Source organism: Sandaracinaceae bacterium, assembly GCA_020633055.1.
GTDB lineage: Bacteria > Myxococcota_A > Polyangia > Polyangiales > Houyiibacteriaceae > JADJJE01.
Genome location: JACKEJ010000008.1, coordinates 583,342 through 601,553 on the forward strand (window position 1 = coordinate 583,342; position 18,212 = coordinate 601,553).

At 70.4% G+C, this 18,212-nt stretch carries 12 protein-coding genes; 6 read left to right on the forward strand and 6 right to left on the reverse strand.

Features of this window, described 5'->3' with window-relative positions; genetic code table 11:
* Positions 1–246 precede the first annotated feature (246 nt).
* The 4 genes from H6726_19220 (at position 247) to H6726_19235 (ending at position 7,191) form a co-directional block, all read left to right on the forward strand.
* Positions 247–2,880 (forward strand): hypothetical protein, encoded by a 2,634-nt coding sequence (locus tag H6726_19220; GenBank protein ID MCB9659788.1) that lies wholly within the window; start codon positions 247–249, stop codon positions 2,878–2,880.
* Between the two features lie 356 nt (positions 2,881–3,236).
* Positions 3,237–4,844 carry a serine/threonine protein kinase gene (locus tag H6726_19225; GenBank protein ID MCB9659789.1) on the forward strand — a complete coding sequence of 536 codons (1,608 nt, stop codon included), beginning with the start codon at positions 3,237–3,239 and terminating at the stop codon, positions 4,842–4,844.
* Positions 4,841–6,211: a PEGA domain-containing protein gene (locus tag H6726_19230; protein ID MCB9659790.1), complete on the forward strand. Its 1,371-nt coding sequence runs from the start codon at positions 4,841–4,843 to the stop codon at positions 6,209–6,211. Before H6726_19225 ends, H6726_19230 begins: the two co-directional genes overlap by 4 nt.
* On the forward strand, positions 6,208–7,191 hold the full coding sequence (locus H6726_19235) for a PEGA domain-containing protein (protein ID MCB9659791.1): 984 nt from the start codon (positions 6,208–6,210) through the stop codon (positions 7,189–7,191). The genes H6726_19230 and H6726_19235 overlap by 4 nt, the downstream gene beginning before the upstream one ends.
* A gap of 17 nt (positions 7,192–7,208) precedes the next feature.
* On the opposite strand, the gene H6726_19240 is transcribed toward H6726_19235, so the two are convergent.
* Positions 7,209–8,738, reverse strand: a complete 1,530-nt coding sequence (locus H6726_19240) for a sigma 54-interacting transcriptional regulator (protein ID MCB9659792.1) — start codon at positions 8,736–8,738, stop codon at positions 7,209–7,211.
* Between the two features lie 94 nt (positions 8,739–8,832).
* Here H6726_19240 and H6726_19245 point away from each other — a divergent pair, with 94 nt between their 5' ends.
* Positions 8,833–10,536 carry a hypothetical protein gene (locus H6726_19245; protein ID MCB9659793.1) on the forward strand — a complete coding sequence of 568 codons (1,704 nt, stop codon included), beginning with the start codon at positions 8,833–8,835 and terminating at the stop codon, positions 10,534–10,536.
* Positions 10,533–11,876 carry a DUF4215 domain-containing protein gene (locus tag H6726_19250; GenBank protein ID MCB9659794.1) on the forward strand — a complete coding sequence of 448 codons (1,344 nt, stop codon included), beginning with the start codon at positions 10,533–10,535 and terminating at the stop codon, positions 11,874–11,876. The genes H6726_19245 and H6726_19250 overlap by 4 nt, the downstream gene beginning before the upstream one ends.
* A 10-nt stretch (positions 11,877–11,886) precedes the next feature.
* Here the strand turns inward: H6726_19250 and H6726_19255 are convergent, their stop codons facing one another.
* From H6726_19255 to H6726_19275, 5 genes are all read right to left on the reverse strand, one after another.
* Entirely contained in the window at positions 11,887–12,429 is a 543-nt protein-coding gene (locus tag H6726_19255; GenBank protein ID MCB9659795.1) for a hypothetical protein, read from the reverse strand.
* A gap of 115 nt (positions 12,430–12,544) precedes the next feature.
* The gene (locus H6726_19260; protein MCB9659796.1) at positions 12,545–14,320 is read right to left on the reverse strand and encodes a HEAT repeat domain-containing protein; all 1,776 of its coding nucleotides are present in this window, start codon (positions 14,318–14,320) and stop codon (positions 12,545–12,547) included.
* Positions 14,321–14,331: 11 nt separating this feature from the next.
* A complete protein-coding gene (locus tag H6726_19265) occupies positions 14,332–15,873 on the reverse strand; it encodes a hypothetical protein (protein ID MCB9659797.1) in 1,542 nt (513 codons plus the stop codon).
* Positions 15,874–15,882: 9 nt separating this feature from the next.
* Positions 15,883–16,962, reverse strand: a complete 1,080-nt coding sequence (locus tag H6726_19270) for an AAA family ATPase (protein ID MCB9659798.1) — start codon at positions 16,960–16,962, stop codon at positions 15,883–15,885.
* An 89-nt stretch (positions 16,963–17,051) separates the two neighbouring features.
* Positions 17,052–18,212, reverse strand: coding sequence for a hypothetical protein (locus H6726_19275; protein ID MCB9659799.1), 1,161 nt, complete (start codon positions 18,210–18,212; stop codon positions 17,052–17,054).

Here is an 18,212-nt window from a genome sequence, read left to right on the forward strand (position 1 = left end):
GGGCGCTGACGGTCAGCACGATGAGAACGGCGCCGAGCGCAAAGGATGCCGAGCGCAAAGGACGCGTGAGGCTCTGTCGGACGGCGTGGCTACGGCGCATGCTGAGCAGCATGGGGGAGGACTTCGTATGCGGACCATCCCCCGCTTGGGGGATAGGCAAGGTGAGAGCGCCGCTGCTACACGAGACCCCTCATCTTTGGGATTCCGAGGGCGCTGCGCTCCGTGAATTCATTGGGTGCTCGACGCGTGCTGCTGGCCGCTCCCGGAGAAACACAGATGCAACGAGTGCTAGGCGGTCTCCTACTGGGCGCCGCGATGCTGGTGGGGGGCTGCACCGCTCCCCCAACTGAGACCGACGCGGACCAAGGCATTCAGTGCGCGGCGGACCGCGACTGCTCGGACGGTCAGTTCTGCAACGGCATCGAGCTGTGTCTCCCGCGCTCGACGAACGCCGACGAACGCGGCTGTGTCGCGCCCAACGCCAGCCCTTGCCAGGATTCTCAGACATGCGACGCGACCAACGGCACATGTGTCACCCGCTGCGAGCTGGCCCCCGACGCCGACGCCGATGGTCACCTAGCGGTTGCCTGTGGTGGGGACGACTGCGACGACAGTGACCCCGATCGGTTTCCAGGCAATCTAGAGGTCTGCGACGACCTGATGCATGACGAGGACTGTTCGCCGACAACGTTCGGCGACTTAGATGCTGACTCTGATGGTTGGTACAGCGCAGCGTGCTGCAACGTCGATGGCGCGGGGACCTTGTTCTGTGGAGACGACTGCAACGACAGCGAGTCCACGGCCCACCCCAGCGAGGCGGAAGCCTGTGACGGCATCGACAACGACTGTGATGACGCCGTGGACGAGGGTGGGCGAGTCTTCTACGAGGACCGCGACGGCGACGGATTCGGAAGTACCGCTGGGGTCTCGGTGGAAGCCTGTCGCAAACCTGACGGTTTTGCGGAAGACAACACGGACTGCGATGACCTCGTGGGGGGTCGCAACCCAGGCGCTCCAGAGGTCTGCGACTTGATCCCCGACAACGACTGCGATGACACCACCCATCCTTTCGACGACGATGGCGATGGCTATGATCGCGTGAGCTGCGGCGGCTCTGACTGCAACGACGCCAACGTCGAGGTCTACCCGGGGGCGCCTGAAGTCTGCGATGGCTCCGACAACGATTGCTCGTCGGGCGGTGGCGCGGCCACCGATGAAGACTCCGATGGCGACGGCCACGCGGCGACGACGGCTAGCTGCCTGGGCGGGTATCCCACGGACGACTGCGACGACCTGGACAGCCGGGCTCATCCCGGAGCGCCAGAGGTCTGCGATGGCGTGGACAACAACTGCGACGGCTTCGCCGATGAGAACCCGTCAGCCGACATGTCGTGCATGCTTCCTGGGACAGTGGCGACTTGTGGCGTGGACGAGTGTGTGATTGCCATGTGCGTCGCCCCCAGACTGAACTGCAACGGGCGGACCGATGATGGCTGCGAGGCTGACATCACCTCCGACGTTCTTCACTGTGGCGAGTGTGGTTTGCCGTGCGCCGACGGGGCCGAGTGTGTCGACCGGACGTGTCGCTGCCCGGTCGGGACGCTCGACTGCATCTCGGCGTGCGTTGATGACATGAACGACCCACTCAACTGCGGCGACTGCGGCCGAGCTTGCCCAGCTGGGGCTCTGTGCGAGATGGGTGTATGCGCATGCCCAGCGGGTCAGACCCTCTGTGGCGGGGCATGCTTCGACACTCAAGTCTCACCGGGGCACTGCGGAGAGTGTGACTTGCGTTGCGGCGAGGGCAACGAATGCAGCGTCGGTGGCTGTGTGACCTCACCAATCACCGCGCTGACGGCCGGTGGTGAGACCGCTTGTGTGCGCCGTGAAAACGGAAACGTGGCGTGCTGGGGACGTGACCCCGCAACGCTGAATGGTCGGAATCTCGTGCCAAAGATCGTGGACGCTGTCGGCGAGATCCAAGAGATACACACGACTTACGCGGTCGCGTGCGCGCGTCGAAGCACAGGTCAGATTTGGTGCTGGGGGACGCCATACGACAACCTGCTCGGACGCCCCACATCCGGGTCGGACCCGTTGCCACCGGGACCCGTTGCGGGTCTCGAAGACGCCATCGCGATGGACCTTGAGCGCACCGCAGGAATGATCCCGAACGCCAACGCCATGGGTTGCGCGGTCCGAAGCGGTGGAACCGTCCTGTGCTGGGGGAGAGGGAACCTCGGTCGAACGGGAGTGACCACCGCGGAGACCCCCATCGCTGTAGTGGGCCTCTCTGACGTGGCGAGTGTCGCGGTGGGCGGGAACTTCTCGTGCGCGCTCCGCAACGACGGCCGAGTGGCATGTTGGGGTTCAAATCGCGTCGGACAGCTCGGCAACGCAACAGCTGGAGGCCTGTCCGAAACACCCGTGCTGGTCACCGGCCTCAGCGACGCTGTGGAGATCGCCGCGGGGGCGGAGGCCATCTGTGCGCGGCGCGCCAGCGGGCAGGTGAGCTGCTGGGGAGACCAGTTTGGAACCGCACCAAGCAACGTGGTCGCCCTCACGAACATCGCCCAGATCACCATGGGTCCGGGTCACCTCTGCGCTCTAGGGACTGACAGCAGCCTGAAGTGCATGGGCACGAACAACGACGGTCAGCTCGGTGACGGCTCGACGATGAGTTCGACGTCGCCGGTAACCGTCGTTGGCGATTTCGCCGAGGTCCGAGCGATGGGCAGCAACGACCTCTGGACCAGCGGAACGACGTGTGCGCGTCGAGTCACGGGCGGCGTCGCGTGCTGGGGTCTCGGCACACAGGGACAGCTGGGGGACGGGAACCAGACATCATCGAGCGTTGTGGTGGACGTTGTAGGCCTCTAGGGTGACGTCCTCACACGGGCTCTATCGGGTGCCAGCCGCGTGACTCACCCCGAGCACGCCGCTCAGTTCCCGGGCGATGGTCCCTGTGGTGTCGCGCGCGTCGATGGTCCCTGTCACACCGCGCGAACCGTGATTGGCCGATTGATCTGCATACGGATCGGCTACCACTCGGTCTGGCACCCAACCATCCCCCGCGCGGGGGATAGCCATCGACGCTACCGGCCCCGCCTTCCCGGCCACCGCTCAGTTCTCCGCTGCCCCTGCGGCACCCTCGTGGTAACGTCGCGAAGCAACGTGTGCCCGCCCTCCCCGAGGGCTCATGATGGGATCCCGGCAGGCGCACCAACACCCCCAAGATGGCGCAATCGCTACACTCCGACTCGGAACGCGACAACGTGGACGGCCAGCCCGCGCGCCACGAGACGTTGCCTCGTGGGACGGTGCTGGACGACACCTACCGCATTGAAGAGCCCCTTGGCGCGGGCGCGGGCGGGGCCGTCTATCGCGCGCTGCACCTGCAGCTCCAGCGGTCGTTCGCCGTCAAAGTGCTGGAAGACGAGCTGGACTCGGACGCGGCCGCGCGCCTGGAGCAGGAGGCGCGCACCACTTCGGCCATTGATCACGATCACATCGTGAGAGTCACCCACCTCGGGCGCGACGCGACGGATCGGCTCTACGTCGTGATGGAGCTGCTCGAAGGCGAGGACCTGCGCGCCCGCTTGGAGCGACAGCGAGCGGAGGGCGCCGCGTTGCCGTTAGAGGAGGCGCGCATGATTGTGGCGCAGACGCTGGCCGGCCTGGCGGCGGCGCACCAAGCGGGCGTCATTCACCGCGACATCAAGCCAGCCAACATCTTCTTGGCGCAGAAGCGCGGCGAGGTGGTGGTCAAGCTCGTGGACTTTGGCATGTCCCGCCAGCTCGCTGGCCAAGTGCGCGTCACCCAGACGGGCGCGCTCATCGGGACGCCCCTCTACATGGCGCCCGAGCAGAGCAACAACGTGGGCGTAGACGCGCGCGCCGATGTGTACTCGCTGGGGGTCGTCGCCTACGAGGCGCTGGCGGGGCGCGTGCCCTTCGAGACCGACACCCTCTACGCCTGCGTGCTGGCGCACGCGCTCACGCCTCCTCCGCCGCTTCAAGAGCTGCGCGCCGACGTCCCCGAGGCGGTGGCTGCGGTGGTGCATCGCTGTCTCGAGAAGGCGCCCGCGGACCGCTATGAAGACGCCTCCGCGGTGGCGCGGGCGTGGGCGCTCGCGTGGAGCGACGCGGGCGTCACCGACGTCCCAGCCGTCACAGACGTCGCGGCCAGCCACACCCGACCGTCGGTGCCCCCGCCAGGCAGCACCGAAGCGCTGCAGAGCGGGGTCTCCAGGTCCAGTCGCCCCCGCGTGGTCAGCGCGGGTAGCGCGCCATCGCAAGCGCCCAAATCCGCGTCGCGCGTTGTGCTCGCGCTCGCCGCGCTGCTTGTGCTGAGCGTGCTGCTCGCGTTGGTCTGGTGGGCCTCGCGCGCTTCGGCGCCGGACGCCGCAACACCACGGGCGGGCGAGGGTCAGGTTGACCGCACCCCCAGCCCACACGCGGCCGCCACCTCCCCAGCGGCGCACGCTCCCGGTGACGACGCGCAGCCCCTACGGGCACCCGAGCAGGCGACCGACGCGGGCAACTCGGCAAACTCGGCCGCAGCGCACGCCTCCCCCGCGCCCGCGCTGCGCGTGGTCGCCAGCGAGCCAAGGGGAGCCACGCTCAGCACGCTCGATGGCAGCGCCTTGGGCGCAGCCCCCCTCGAGGTGGACGTTAGCGCTGGGCCCGTCGAGCTGCGCCTCTCGTTGCCCGGCCACTCCCCGCGTAGCGTCACCGTGTCGGTCGACTCCCCCCCTACGCTCACGGTGCTCTTGCCGCGCACGGCAATCACGCGCCGCACACCAAGGTCGACGCCGCCGCTGCCGATGCTCGCCCCCCGATGAGTCACGTCCACCCCCACCCGCTACGCGTAGGCGCCCCCAGGCCCACCAAGTCGCTGTTGTCCGCGCGCGGCGCGTTGGCGCTCGCCCTGCTCGCGCTCGCTTCAGTCACCGCGGTCCCTTCCGTCGCGCGCGCCGATGAAGCCTCCGAAGCGCGCTTCCACGACGCTCGTGCGCGCGCACACTTCGAGGCGCGCGACTTCCCGCGGGCCATCGAGGAGTTCCTGTGGGCGCACCGCATCGCCCCCAACCCGCGTCTGCTCTACAACGTGGCCCTCTGCTTTCAGCAGCTGCGCGACGCCGAGAACGCGTTCTCGTACTTTGCCGAGTACCTCGCCCAAGAAGACACGCTGGACGGACACGAGGGGCGCCGCGGCGAGGCCGAGCACGCCATGCAGGCGCTGCTCGCCGAGGTGGCGCGCGCGCGCGTCGTGAGCGACCCTCCCGGCGCCTCCATCTACGTGGACACCCCCGACCACGGCAGCTACGGCCTGACGCCGCGCCTCGTGGCGCTGGCTCCGGGGACGCACCGCGTCATGCTCTCTCGCCCAGGGTTTGAAGACGTCAGCGTGGAGGTCGAGCTGGTGCGCGGGCAGGAGGTCGCGGTCGACGCATCCCTCGTGCGCGTGGTGGGCACCATGCAGCTGGAGTCTCGCACGGCCATCCCGGTGCAGGTGCACGCCCCCGACGGAACCCTGGTGGCCGAGGGCACCGCGCCCGGCGAGTTCTCCCTTGCCCCTGGCGCCTACACCGTGTCCGGCCGCAACGACACCTTCGAGGTGGTGGCCGCCGTCGCCACCGTCACGGCCAACGAGACCGCTCGGGTGCGCCTGTCGCTGGTGGACGTGCCGGTGCCCGTGGGCGACGCCACTGTCACCGCCAACACCACGGGGGCGCTGCTGTTGCTGGACGGAGTCGAGGTGGGCTTCACGCCGTCGCTCGTTCGCGACCTGCCCGCCGGGCTCCACCGGCTCCGCATCGAAGAGCCGGGTCGCGACCCATGGGAGGGCGAGCTGGAGGTGCGCCCCGGTGAGCAGACCTGGGTGACAGCCACGCTGCGCGCCTCCGGGAGGCCGCGCCGCTCGCCCATCGGCATCAGCGTCGGCGCGGTCGGCCTGGCCGGCCTGCTGGCGTTCGCGGTGACCGCGCCCATGGCCCGGCGCAGTCACCAAGACTTTCAGCGCCTGCAGCTGAGCGACCCCACGCGGGCCGTCAGCGCGCGCGAGCGCGGTCGCCTCCTCAACCGCACAAGCGACGTGCTGCTGGGCGTCGGCTCCATCCTCGCGGGCGTCGGCGTCACGCTCTTCTTCGTGTTGGACGACCCCAACGACGCCCCCTCCTCGGCCACCGTGTCGTTTCAGCGGCCATGAAGCGGTTCGCGCCGTACCTGCTCTTGCTCGCCTTGACGGCCAGCGCCGCGCACGCTGACAGCGCCTTGGACGCGCGCTACTTCGACGCCCGCGGCCGCGCCCACTACACGGCCGGAGACTTCGCCGAGGCGCTGCGCGCGTTCCTCCACGCGCACCGCATCGCGCCTTCCCCCACCACGCTCTTCAACGTCGCGCTCACGGCTCAGCTCAGCGGAGAAGACCAGCTCGCCTGGAGCTCGTTCGAGTCCTACCGCGCCACGGCGCCCGAAGACGCGCCACAGCGCGCGGACGCAGCCAGTCGACAACGCGCCGTGGAGGCGCGTGTCGCCGTGCTGACCATCACCACAGAGCCACCGGGAGCGCAGGTGTTCGTGGATCGTCGCGAGTACGGCGTGCGCGGCGTAACCCCAGTCCGGGTCGCGGTCCTGCCTGGCGCCCACCGCATCCTCCTCGAAGCCACGCGCTACGCGCCACGCTCCGTCCACGTCACCGGCGAGGCGGGCACGGCACAAGACATCACGTTCGCGCTTGAGGCGCGACGAGGCACAGCGCAGTTCACGGGTGTCCCAGACAACACCCCCCTGCACCTCCGCCGCGATGACGGCCTGCGCTCTCACGTTGAAGCCAGCGGCCCTCTCCCGCTGCCCGTGGGTCGCTACGAGGCGCGCGTCGTGTCGGACGCCATCGTCGCCTCGCCCGTCTTCTTCGACGTGACCGAGGGCGCCGAGGTGAGCGTCGCGTTCGTTGTCCGCCCGGCCCACGTCGCGGTCGGTCGCTTGGTGGTGCGCAGCACACCCACCGGCACCATCAGCGTAGACGGGACACCGCGCGCCACCACACCCGAGGTGCTCGCCGACGTGCCGGCTGGGACCCACCGCGTAGCCGTCAGCGCCCCAGGCTACGCGCCGTGGGAGCAGGACGTCGTCGTGCAGGCCAACCAGTCCACCTCCCTGAACATACGCCTACAGCGCGCACCCTAGGGACCGCACGGCTAGTGCTAGTCGCGCGGGACGTCCAGCGTGGTGATGAGGTGGTACAGGTGGGAGCGCGACAACCCCAGCGCCTGCGCCGCCGCCGCCGCCCGACCGTCGGCAGCGCGCAGCGCCTCTTCGATGACTCCGCGTTGAAACGCCTGCGTCCGCGCTTGGAGCGACGCCGCCTCGCTGGACGCCACGTTGGACGCTGACTGAGCCAGACCAAGGTGCGCGGGCTCAAGCACCGTGCAGGCCTCCGCGCGAGCCCGCAGCGTGCCCAGCTCGATCACGTTGCGAAGCTCGCGCACGTTGCCGGGCCACGCGCGCCGCTCGAGCGCGGCGAGCGCCTGAGACGAGAGACGCAGCGCTGGGACGCCGAGGTCACGCGCTACGTCGTGCACCAGACGCTCGGCCAACAACGGCACGTCCTCACGCCGCTCGTCCAACGCAGGCATGGCCACCTCAAGGACGGCCAGGCGGTAGTACAGGTCACGCCGCAGCCGGCGCTCGCCCAGCTCGGCTTGGACGTCCGCGTTGGTGGCCGCGATGATGCGCACGTTGGCCTGACGCGGGCTGCTCTCGCCCAGGCGGTGGTAGGTGCCCGTCTGAGTCAGGTGCAGCAGCTTGGCTTGGGCGGGCAGCGGCAGCTCCGCCAGCTCGTCCAGAAACAGCGTCCCGCCCTCGGCCGCAGCCACCAACCCCGCGCGCGTCTCCGACGCGGTGCTGTGGGCGCCACGCGCGGCCCCAAAGAGCTCACTCTCGATCAGCTCGCCCGGCAGGGCCGCGCAGTTGATCTCCACAAACGGCGCGCCTGCGCGCTGCCCACCCCACGCGATAGCCCGCGCCAGGAGGGACTTGCCTGTGCCCGACGGCCCCGTGAGCAGCACCGGCGAGTCGCTGCCGGCTGCGAGCGCCGCGAGCTCCAGCGCGCGGGCCAAGGCGACGGAGCGCCCCACCACGTCGTCGCAGGCCAGCCGCTCCCGGGCCGCTTGGGTCGCGTCCGCTTGGGCGGCTCGCTCTGCGCGGCGCACCTCGCGGTCCACGCTGGCGGCGATGGCCATCGCCGTGGTCGCCACCACGCGCGCGGCGTCCCGGTGCAGGCCTCCGCCCCGCGCGCCTTGAACGTAGAGCACGCCGCGGTCGGGGTCGCCCCCCAAGGAGGCGCAGATGACCGCCCCCACCCGGTTGGCGCGCACGCTCCCAGCCCCGTCAAACCGCTCGTCCTCAAGCGCGCAGGCGGTCTCCACCACGTCACGCTCGGCCAACGCGACCCGCAAGATGCTGCGCGACACGTGCGCCCGCGCGACGTTCACGTCTTCCGACGACGCACCGATGGCCGCCCAGTACGGGGGCTTGCCCTCAAGGTCCGCGCCCGCCTGCACGTACAGCTGCGCCGCGCCGGTCAGGTCCCGGACGATGGCCAGCACCCCGTGCAGCAGCGTGCTCAGGTCGTGCTCGGCCGTGCCTAGCTCCAAGAGGGCACGATACAGGTCGCGCTCCCTGGCGATGTGGTCTGCTTGGTCGTTGGGGGCGACCTCCGTGTGTCCCGTCATCGCGACCAACGATAGCGCTTTTTTCCTATCTCGCGGCGCGCCATCGACACGCGTGCGCTACGCTCGGCGCGTGAGGAAACAATGGGCTGTTGCGATGAGCGCGTTCTGTGTGCTCGGGGGGTGTTCGGCCCTCTTTGGATACCCCGACTCGGCGCACGAGTCGTCCGTGGAGCGCTGCGGAAACGGACTCGACGACGACTTCAACGGCCTGGTGGACTGCGCCGACCCAAGCTGCGACGGCCACTGCCGCGAAGACGGCAACGCCTGCACCGACGGGCGCAACAACAACGGCGACAGCTTTCGCGGTGCCCCGCTGGTGGACCGGGCAGACCCCGGCTGCTGGGGCCTCGGTCACGAGCTGCTCGAGCACTGCGCCTTCCGGCCGGGGACCGCGCTTGAGCTGCGACGCTGGACCGAGTTCGAGGCCTTCCCCAGCCCGGAGTGGGTCACGTCGGGGACGGTCGACGAGGACGGAGCCACGTTGGGCATCAACGGAGAGGACTCGATCCTGCTGCTGCCTGGGCAGTTCATCGAGTCGCGCGGCGCGGTGACCGGAGGCATCTCGGACTTGGGCGCCGACGTGCACTTCTTCGGGGCGGCCGGCACCGAGCTGCTCATCTCGTTCGTGTCCCCTCGCTTCGGGACCATCGTCACGGCTCACGTCGTTCCCTCGGGGGGCGTGGACGGGTGGCGCATGTGGATGGAGACCGCCGACGGCGCCCGGTCCACGGAGACCACTATCGACTTCGGGGCCTTCGTCCTCTACTACTACGAGTTCAACCTCGTCGTGAACGCCGGGTCGTGGTGGCTCACGGCGCCCATCGTCGGCGCGCGCAGCAGCCCGTTGCCCCTCGACCCCGCCATCCCACGGGACGAGCCGCTGGTCCTCCGGGTCGAAGCGCGGGGGAGCGCCGCGGGAGCGGTCGCGTTGGTTGAGCTGGTCAGCGTCGCGCGCACCTCCTACGACACCTGCGACCGCTCTCACGTGTCTCCGCTCATCAACGCGCCAAGCCTTCGCGCGGCGGCCGACGCACCCGAGCTGCGCTGCGTCGTGCTGGAGCGCGGCGCGCACCGCTCCCTCAGCGGCGACACGTGGCAGGCGGCTCGCAGCGTCATGGGGCCGGGAGAGGTCGCGATGACGTGGGTGGACACCTTCGAGCGCTTCGAGGGCGTCCGCTACGACCAAGACAACGCGGGGCTGCGCTTCTTCGCGTCCGCCGACTGTGACGCGTTCCGCGAGTCCGAGCCCGTGTCGGTCGAGGCGCTCACGGACGCCACCACCGTCCAGCTTGTCGGGTTCGACCACGACGAAGACCTCCCTGGCGGCGCTCGACGGGTGCACCTGCTGGGCGTCACCCAGGCGGGGGTCCAACAGCTCATCGAGCTCGCGTCCGACACGGGGCTCCCCGAGAGCTACGCCGTCACGAGCACTGTCGACTGGCCCCACGCCGTCTGGCCCAGCGGGCGCCCCCTGTCGGTCGGCCGCCTAGGAGCCAGCTTGTGGGTGCTCGGGCCTGGCGAGGTCAGCGGCGACGTGGCCCTGTACGCGGTCACCGACGGCACCGTCACCACGCTGGACACCCAGCTCCTCACGCCCAGCGGGGAGCCGGGCGCGTTCGATCAGTTCCGGGTCCAACAGGCGCAGCTCGTGCCGCGCGCCAGCGTGTCGCCCGGCTCGGTGGAGGCCCGGCTCTACTACTTTGGGTCCTTGCTCCCACACGACCCTGGGTACGAGTCCGCGGCCGTCCGGTCGGGGGTCGACTGGAGAACGCTTCGCTTCGGTCCGGAGGCCCCATGAGTCGCGCTGCATCCCCACCCGACCAAGTGACCCGCAGCCTGCTGCTCGTCGCGCTCCTGAGCATTGCTGGCTGCGCCGGGGGCCAGCGCGAGCCCGACACCCATGACGCCGGGCCCCGATTCGACTGGACGACCGTGGCGCTGCCCCCGCTGGTCACTGGGTGCGGCGACGGCTTGGTGGACCCCGGCGAGAGCTGCGACGACGCCAACGAGGACGAACACGACGGTTGCGTGCGCTGCCGCTGGCCAACCCTGTGCGGCAACGGCGTGGTGGAAGGCGCCGAAGCCTGCGACGACGGAAACCGCATTAACGGCGACGGTTGCCGCGCCTCTTGCGAGCTTGAGACCTGCGGCGACGGGCACGTCGACGGCCCCGCCGAGACGTGCGACGACGAGAGCGGGAGCTGTCTGGCCTGTCAGTCCGCTGCCAGCTGCGGCGATGGCGCGCTGACCGAGCCCGAGCTGTGCGACGACGGCGGCAGCGCGGACTGGGACGGCTGCTCCGCGAGCTGCGGGGGTGAGCAGGTGTTCATGGTGACTGAGCTCGGCTTCGCCACGGACGTGTCTCAGGGGTGCGACATCAGCGGCACGGGCGTTCGGCAGAACTCGGCCGGGCAGGCGCTGGCCGTCCCGGCGGTCGCGTGGAACGCACAGATCGCGCGGCAGCTGAGGGACGTCGCGGCGCGGCCGGTGGTCATCTTCTCCGGCTGGGCACGGGGCGTCGCCCCACCCCCGCGCTTCCGAGTGGCCATGCGGGACGCGGTCGTTGTGGATCCCATCGCGCGCGTGGTTGAAACCACGACGCTCCCCTTCGACTTCGCCCACATCGACGCCGTCGGGGACGGCATGGAGTCGGAGGTGGCCGACCTGCGCCTCAACACCGGAGGCGCGGTCGTCGTCCAAGAACCCCTCCGCCGGGCGCAGTTTCGCTTGCGCGCGCTCCCCGACTCCTCATCCCCGCAGCGCGTGGAAGGCGTGCTGTGTGGTGCCTTGGAGGTGCGCTCCCTCGCAAACGCGATGGACCTCTTTGGGTCGGGGAGCGCCAACGGCTATCCGCTATGCGAGCCCGTCACGCGCGACCTGAGCCTCGCCGATCTCGTCGGCGCGGGGCGCCGCTTGGGGTTCACGCCCACCCAGCCCGACGTCGACCTGGACGGCGATGGGCTCGAGCAGCTGATCGTCGCGGGACACCCGTCGGACACCTGCACGCCGGTCATCGTCGGCTGCGTGGAGGGCGACGGAACGACGGTCAACGATCCCAACTGCATCTTCGACTTCGACGACGGGTGGTCGACCTCGTTCTTCGTAGTCGCCGAGCGCGCGACGTTCGCGCAGCCGTAGCCGCGACCGCTCAGTTGTCGGTGGGCTCCACGCGCCGCTGCGACGCGTCCTCGACCAGCTCGGCGCCGTCCCAGGTCCACGTCTCGTGCTGTTCGCTGCTGGGGCAGCACATGGCGTCGTCGGGGCCCAAGATGGCGCGCGCCAGGTGCAGGCCCTGGGCGTCCAGGCCGGTCACGCGGAGGGACCCGTCCGCGCGGTCCCCGCCCACGAGCGCGCCCAGCAGGGTGGGCTCGGACGCGCCGTCGGGGAGCGCGAACACATAGACGTAGGTCACGTACGAGTTGCCGTCGGGGATGATAGCCATGCCCTCGATTACCGCCTCCTCGCGGCCGTCTCCATCGATGTCCCCGTAGCGGGGCGCGCTCAGCTCGTCATCCACCGAGAGGTCCAGGCCGGGGTAGCTGCGCGCTGGCCAGTCCACGTCGCGGAGGCTGGCCAGGGGTATCCCAGAGGCGGTGGCCGCGGAGCCGGTCCCGGTCGTGGTGCGCGGCGACCCGCTCGAGGCGCAGGCGGCACACAAGAGGAGCGCGAGGGAGAACAGACGGCGTGGCATCAGGAGCGAGAAGCTAGCACGGCATGCCGCTCGCGCGCCGCGGTGCCGGTGGCGAGGTGCGACGCGCCGATGGGTGAGCAGGTGCCCCGCGCCAGCGCCCCGCGCGGTCGCCCGCTCAGCGCCCCCGCGCCTGAATCACTGCGCCTAGGCGCTTCTTCATGTCGCCCGTCTCGTCACCGTGCGCGCGCCGCAGCAGCGCGTCCACGTCGGGGTGGTCCACGCGCTTCAACAGGTCGGCGGCCTGCGCCCGCTCGGCCACGGTGCCGTGCGCCAGCGCCTCGAGCAGCAGCTCGGCGGCTTCCAGGTTGGGGATCTTGCCGATGGCCCCCAGCGCGGCCGCGCGCACCTCGGGCTCTTGAGAGTCCCGGTAGATGCGCTGCAGCGGGTCAAACGCGTGCCCAAAGTGCAGCGTGCTCACGGCGGCCAGCGCCTCGCGCCGCACCCCCTGCTCGTCGTCGGCCAGGCCGCGCATGACCAGGATGAACGTGCGCTTGAAGTAGAGCTGCCGCGCGGCCCGCAGCACGGCGGCGCGCACGCTCGCGTCTTCGTGTTCCACCATGGCCTCAAGCGGACCCAGGCACGCGTAGATGCCCACCCGGCCCAGCAGCTCGGCCAGCGCGATCAGCGCCTCGGGGCGGGCGGGGTTGGGGTCGCCCAGCTGACGCAGCCGGCACAGCAGCGCGTGGCGCCGGATGTAGTCGGGCGTCTTGGGGTCCTCCAGCACCTGCCCCATGGTCTCGGCCGCGTCGCCCCCCTGCTCCCACTCGATGACGTCCAGACGCCAGATCTCGGGGTAGGCCGTGTCCATGCGCAGGTAGTCGGGGAAGCCCACCGCGTTGAGCGGCTCGTCGGGCACCTGCCCCAGGCGCTCGGCCAGGCGGGTGTAGCGGGCGCGCCGCTTGTCGGGCAGCTGCAGCGTGGCCAGCCGCAGGTAGACTCCGCGCACGCGCGAGTACTGCCCCAGGTCGTTGTAGCCGTCGATGGCCGCGGAGAAGGCGTTCTCGGCCATCTCGGGCATGCCCCCGTCTTCCAGCAGCTTGGTGGCCGCTTGCTCCATGGTCACCGCGCTGCGCTGACGGTAGTGCGCTTCGTAGGGCAGGCGGTTGCGCCGGCAGAACTGCGCGGCCTCGCGCAGCAGGGTGGCCGACGCGTGCAGCTCGCCGCGCGCGATGGCCATGCTGGTGAAGTCTTCGTAGTACTGCAGCACGTAGTACTTGAGGTGGTCCGCCTGCAGGATGCGGATGCAGCCCAGGTAGCCCTCCGCCAGGTTCTCGAAGGCGCCCTCTTTGCCGAGCGTCAGCAGGACCTGGTAGCAGTCGAACGCGCGCTCGCGCTGCCCCATGGTCTCGAAGCCGTCGGCCGCGGCCTCGATGGCCTGCATGCTGAGCACGCGCTCACGGCGGGCGGCGGCGTGGTCGTCCAGCTGCGCGCAGGCGCGGCTGAGGTTGAAGCGCACCAGGCCCAAGATGTAGAGGTTGCTGCGCAGGCGCGGGTCTTGGGTGAGCCGCTCCCACAAGAGGCGCGCGGTGCGCACGTCCCCGGCGTTCTCAAGCTGGATGGCGGCGTGCCCCAGCCAGCCCGCCTCTTCGAAGGCGCGCGCCGCCTGCTGCGGATCGCCCCCCACCGCGTGCAGGCGCGCGCGGTCCAGCGGCACGTCGCGCACGAGCGACTGCGCGCCCGCCAGGTCTCCGCCGAACATGCGCAGCGTGGCCACCGCGCGCCGCGCACCCAGCGCGGTGTAGACCTTGTCGGCCAGCGCCAGCGCGGCGCGCAGCTCGTCCTCGCCCATGTGGCTGCGCCCCAAGAGCGCCCACAGCGGGGTCAGGGCGCCCGCGGCGTTGCCCGCGGCGAGCTCATCGGTGGCGCGCCGCTGCGCCTCGCGTGCGTCCATGGCGGCCGCCATCAGCGCGCGCCTCCCACCGGCGTGGTGCCGTGCCCGCCCTGTCCGCTGTGTCCGCCGTGTCCGCCGTGTCCAGGCGGAGCGGCTGGCACCAGGCTCTCGCGCGCGGCGTCTTCCACGATGTCCAGCGCCCGCTTGGCGCGCGCGTCCTTCAGCCGCAGCGCCTGCTCGTCCACCACCTGCACGGTCTGCAGCCGGTGCAGGTAGTCCAGCTCCAGCTTGCCCGTGGAGGGCAGCATGAAGATGCCGTACAGCTTGGCCACGCGGCGCAGGTTCTCGATGGTGTCCAGCGGCACGTGGCACTCGGCGTGCGTCAGCAGGTACACCATGGGCGTGCGCCCCTCGCGCCGCTCCAGACGCGACAGCTCGTTGGTCAGCAGCCCAAACACCTTGGCGTAGTTGCGCCCGTGCTCGCCTTTGAACCGCAGCAGGTAGGGCACGCTGATGCCACCGTGGTCGTCGGTGCGGCCGGGGCGCGTGCGCTGCACGTCATACAGGCGCGAGTCGAAGAAGCGGAAGTAGACGTCCTCGCCGCGCAGCGTGAACTTCTTGATGAGCGTCAGCGCCAGCCCGCGCGCGAACGTGGCCCGCTGCCCGCGCATGGACGCGCTCGCGTCCACCAAGATGTAGTGCAGCCGCCGCTCCTGGTCGTGCTCCTTCTCGCGCGCGTAGTAGAACACCTCGTTCTCGACGAAGCGCCGCACAAAGAGGTCCGGGTCGAACGCCAGCTCGGACAGCACCAGCGAGTCGATGGTGCCGCGGCGCTGCACCCCCGAGTAGCCGTCCACGCTGAAGCTCTGTGTGCCCGAGGCGCGCTTGGTCTCCAGCACGCTGGGCAGGAGGTCCAGCGAGAAGTTCACCACGTCGTTGGCCTCGGGGCTCTCGAACACCCCCAGCAGGTCCAGCATCTGGTCGCCGCCGCCGGCCCCCGCGCCAAACATCCCCACAAGGCGCAGCGTGTCCAGGTCGATCTGCTCGAACGACGTGACCAGCCGCAGGTTGGCGTGCGCCAGGTACTCCAAGAACGCGAGGTCGCTGCTGCGGTCGGCCGTGCGAAACAGCGCGGCGAGCTCTGGCTCGAGAGACGCGTAGACCTCGGGGTCCAGCGGCAGCGCGACGTGCTCGCGGCGCGTTCCCACGGGGACGAAGCGCTCGTACAGCGGCGCCAGCACCTTCAGCAGCAGCACGGCGATGAGCGGGTCTTCCAGGCGCCACTGCCGGGCCTTCTCCATGACCTCGCTGTCGCCGATCTCGCGCAGGGTGCGAGCCACGGTGGTGAGCGCCGCCAGCTGCTTCTGGTTTAGGCCCTGCGACCCCAGCGCGGGCCGCGGCTCGATCAGCACGTCGGCCGGGGCCAGCAGCGCCAGCATGCCGATGTCGTGCACGGCCCAGAAGGGCACCTCGACGCCCACGCGCGTGAGGGTGCGGTGCCACTGCGCGGCGCGCATGGAGAACATGGCGTTGTCGTGCCGCACCAAGCTCAGCAGCATGCCACCCAGCTGGCGGCCCACCGGCCCTTCACGGTGCTGTGCGGGGAGGCTCACGCGTCGCCCTTACTGCGCAAACTTGCCGCTCTGGAACACGTGCCCCAGCAGCTGCTCCACGCGGGTGAGGGCGTCGCGCGCGGGGGCGGTGCCCAGGCTCTCGAGCGCGGCCTTGATCTCGTTCAGCGCCTTGAGGTGGCTGAACAGCTGGATGTCGCTCATGGGCCGGTCGGACGTGAGCAGGTCGCGGATGCGGTTGAGCTCGGCGATGAGCGCGTCGATGCCCACGTCGGTCGCGCCAAAGCGGCGCGCGGACGGATGCTCGCGGTACCAGGCCTCCAGCACCGGCCCCACCACGCCGTCCAAGATCTCGGCCTGGTCCATGTTGTTCCAGGTGTGGCGCAGCACGAAGAAGTCGCTGGGGTCCGCCGTGGGCCGCCCGTCCAGCGCGGCGCTGGCGGCGAAGAGCTTCAGCATCTTGATGGCGCGGCGGTCGCTCAGCGACACCCCCTCGCTGCGGATCTGAAACACCAGCCCCTTGTAGGCGGCCAGGAAGTCTTCGGTGAAGTTCATGCGCGGACCAAAGCCCTTGTGCAGGGCGTGCAGGTCGGCGCTGCTCAGCAGCGGGTCCATGCGGTCGTAGCTGCCGTCGATCTTGGAGACCTCGTGCGCGACGCCCTTCAACAGCAGGTCGTGGAAGTGGTAGCTGTCCAGGTTGTCGCTGTGCACGCGCAACAAGAAGCGGTCGAACACAGCCATGAGGTTCTCGTCGTTGGGCACCTCGTTGGACGCCGCGAACGCGCTGATGAGCGGCACCTTCACGATGTCCGCACCCACGGTGTAGACGCGCTCGTTGAGCACGCTCAAGAGCGAGTTGAGGATGGCGCTGTTGGCCTTGAAGACCTCGTCCAGGAACACGATCTCGGCCTCGGGCATCATCCCGGACGTGCGGCGCTTGTACGACCCGTCGCGGAAGGCCTGGATGTCGATGGGCCCGAAGATCTCGTTCGGCTCGGTGAAGCGCGTCAGCAGGTACTCGAAGTAGCGGGCCTGCACCAGCTTGGCGAACAGGCGGATGAGCGCGCTCTTGGCGGTGCCGGGCGGGCCCACCATGACCATGTGCTCGCCAGCCACGATGGCGATGAGCATCAAGCGGATGGTCTCGCTCTTGCCGAGGAAGGTCGCCTCGAGGCGCTGGGCGACTTGAGCGAGGCGACGGATGGTCTGGGCGTCTTGCGTCACGAGGGGCTCCGTACAGAAGGAAAGGCCACGCGGCGGAAGAGCGTGGCCGCCAGATGGCGGGTGTCGTCGTCGAGCTGAGCGGAGATGGCCACGGCCCACTCGCCGAGGCGCCGGCGGTCGCTGGGGGGCACGACCTCGAGCGGGTCGAGCGCGTCTTCGCCGCCCAGGGCCTCGGGCAGCACCGCCCAGAACAGGCGCGCGTCCACGTCGGCGCAGGGCGGCGCGGCCTCGCCCGTCTGCCGGTCGAGGGCGGCCATCATGGCGGTCTCCATCACGAACGCAGTGGCCGCGCCCAGCGCCTCGGGCGGCGCCCCGAGCGCCACTAGCTCGCGCAGCGCGGCGCCGATGCGCGCGGCCGCCGTGCCGAGACCACGCTGCACGAGATGATGCGCGACGCCGTGGCGCAGGACCGGGTCGGCGAGCACCGCGAGGGTCGCTGGCGTGAACACGAAGCCGGGCGTGTCGGCCAGCTGCACCAGGCACGTCAGCGGCGAGCGCGCGCGCAGCGCCTCCATGCTGTCGTGGAGCGGGAAGCGCGCGTCGTCGTCCTCGCCGATCTCGGGCTCCTCGAAGAACCCGGCGAGGGACGTCTGGGTCACGGCCTCGCGCACGAAGCGCAGCTTGGGGAGCGCCACCACGTTGGCGGGCGCTGGCCTGCCCCAGAAGCGGTAGGTGTACGCCCAGTTCTTGATGACGCGATCCTCCCGGTGCAGCGCGTGTATGCGCTCCACCAACGCGAAGCGCATCAGCGCCTGCCCGCGCGTCTCGGGGTCGCCCGCGGCGTGGATGAGCGCGTCGGCCCACGCGCGCACGGTCACGCGCGACCCGCGCCGGAAGACCGCGTCCAGCAGCGGGTCGGTCAGCGTGGCGAGGTTGTGGGCGGCCATGGCGAGCGCCCACGTGCCGCGGTCCGGGTAGGGCAGCGTGCCCACCGGCGCGAGCTGGGCCGCGTGCCGGTGGAACGCCTCGTAGAGCGCGCGGTCGGCCTCCGCGTCGGTGGGGCGGCTCTGCGCGAACGTGTCGAGGGCGTGCGGCGGCAGGGCGCGCGTGGCCTTGGCCGGCCCGCCGCTCATCACCGGCGAGAACCAGCCCACGGAGAAGTCGTGGAACAGCTCGCCGAAGGTGCGCAGCGTCTTGTCGTCGAGGGCGGAGCTCAC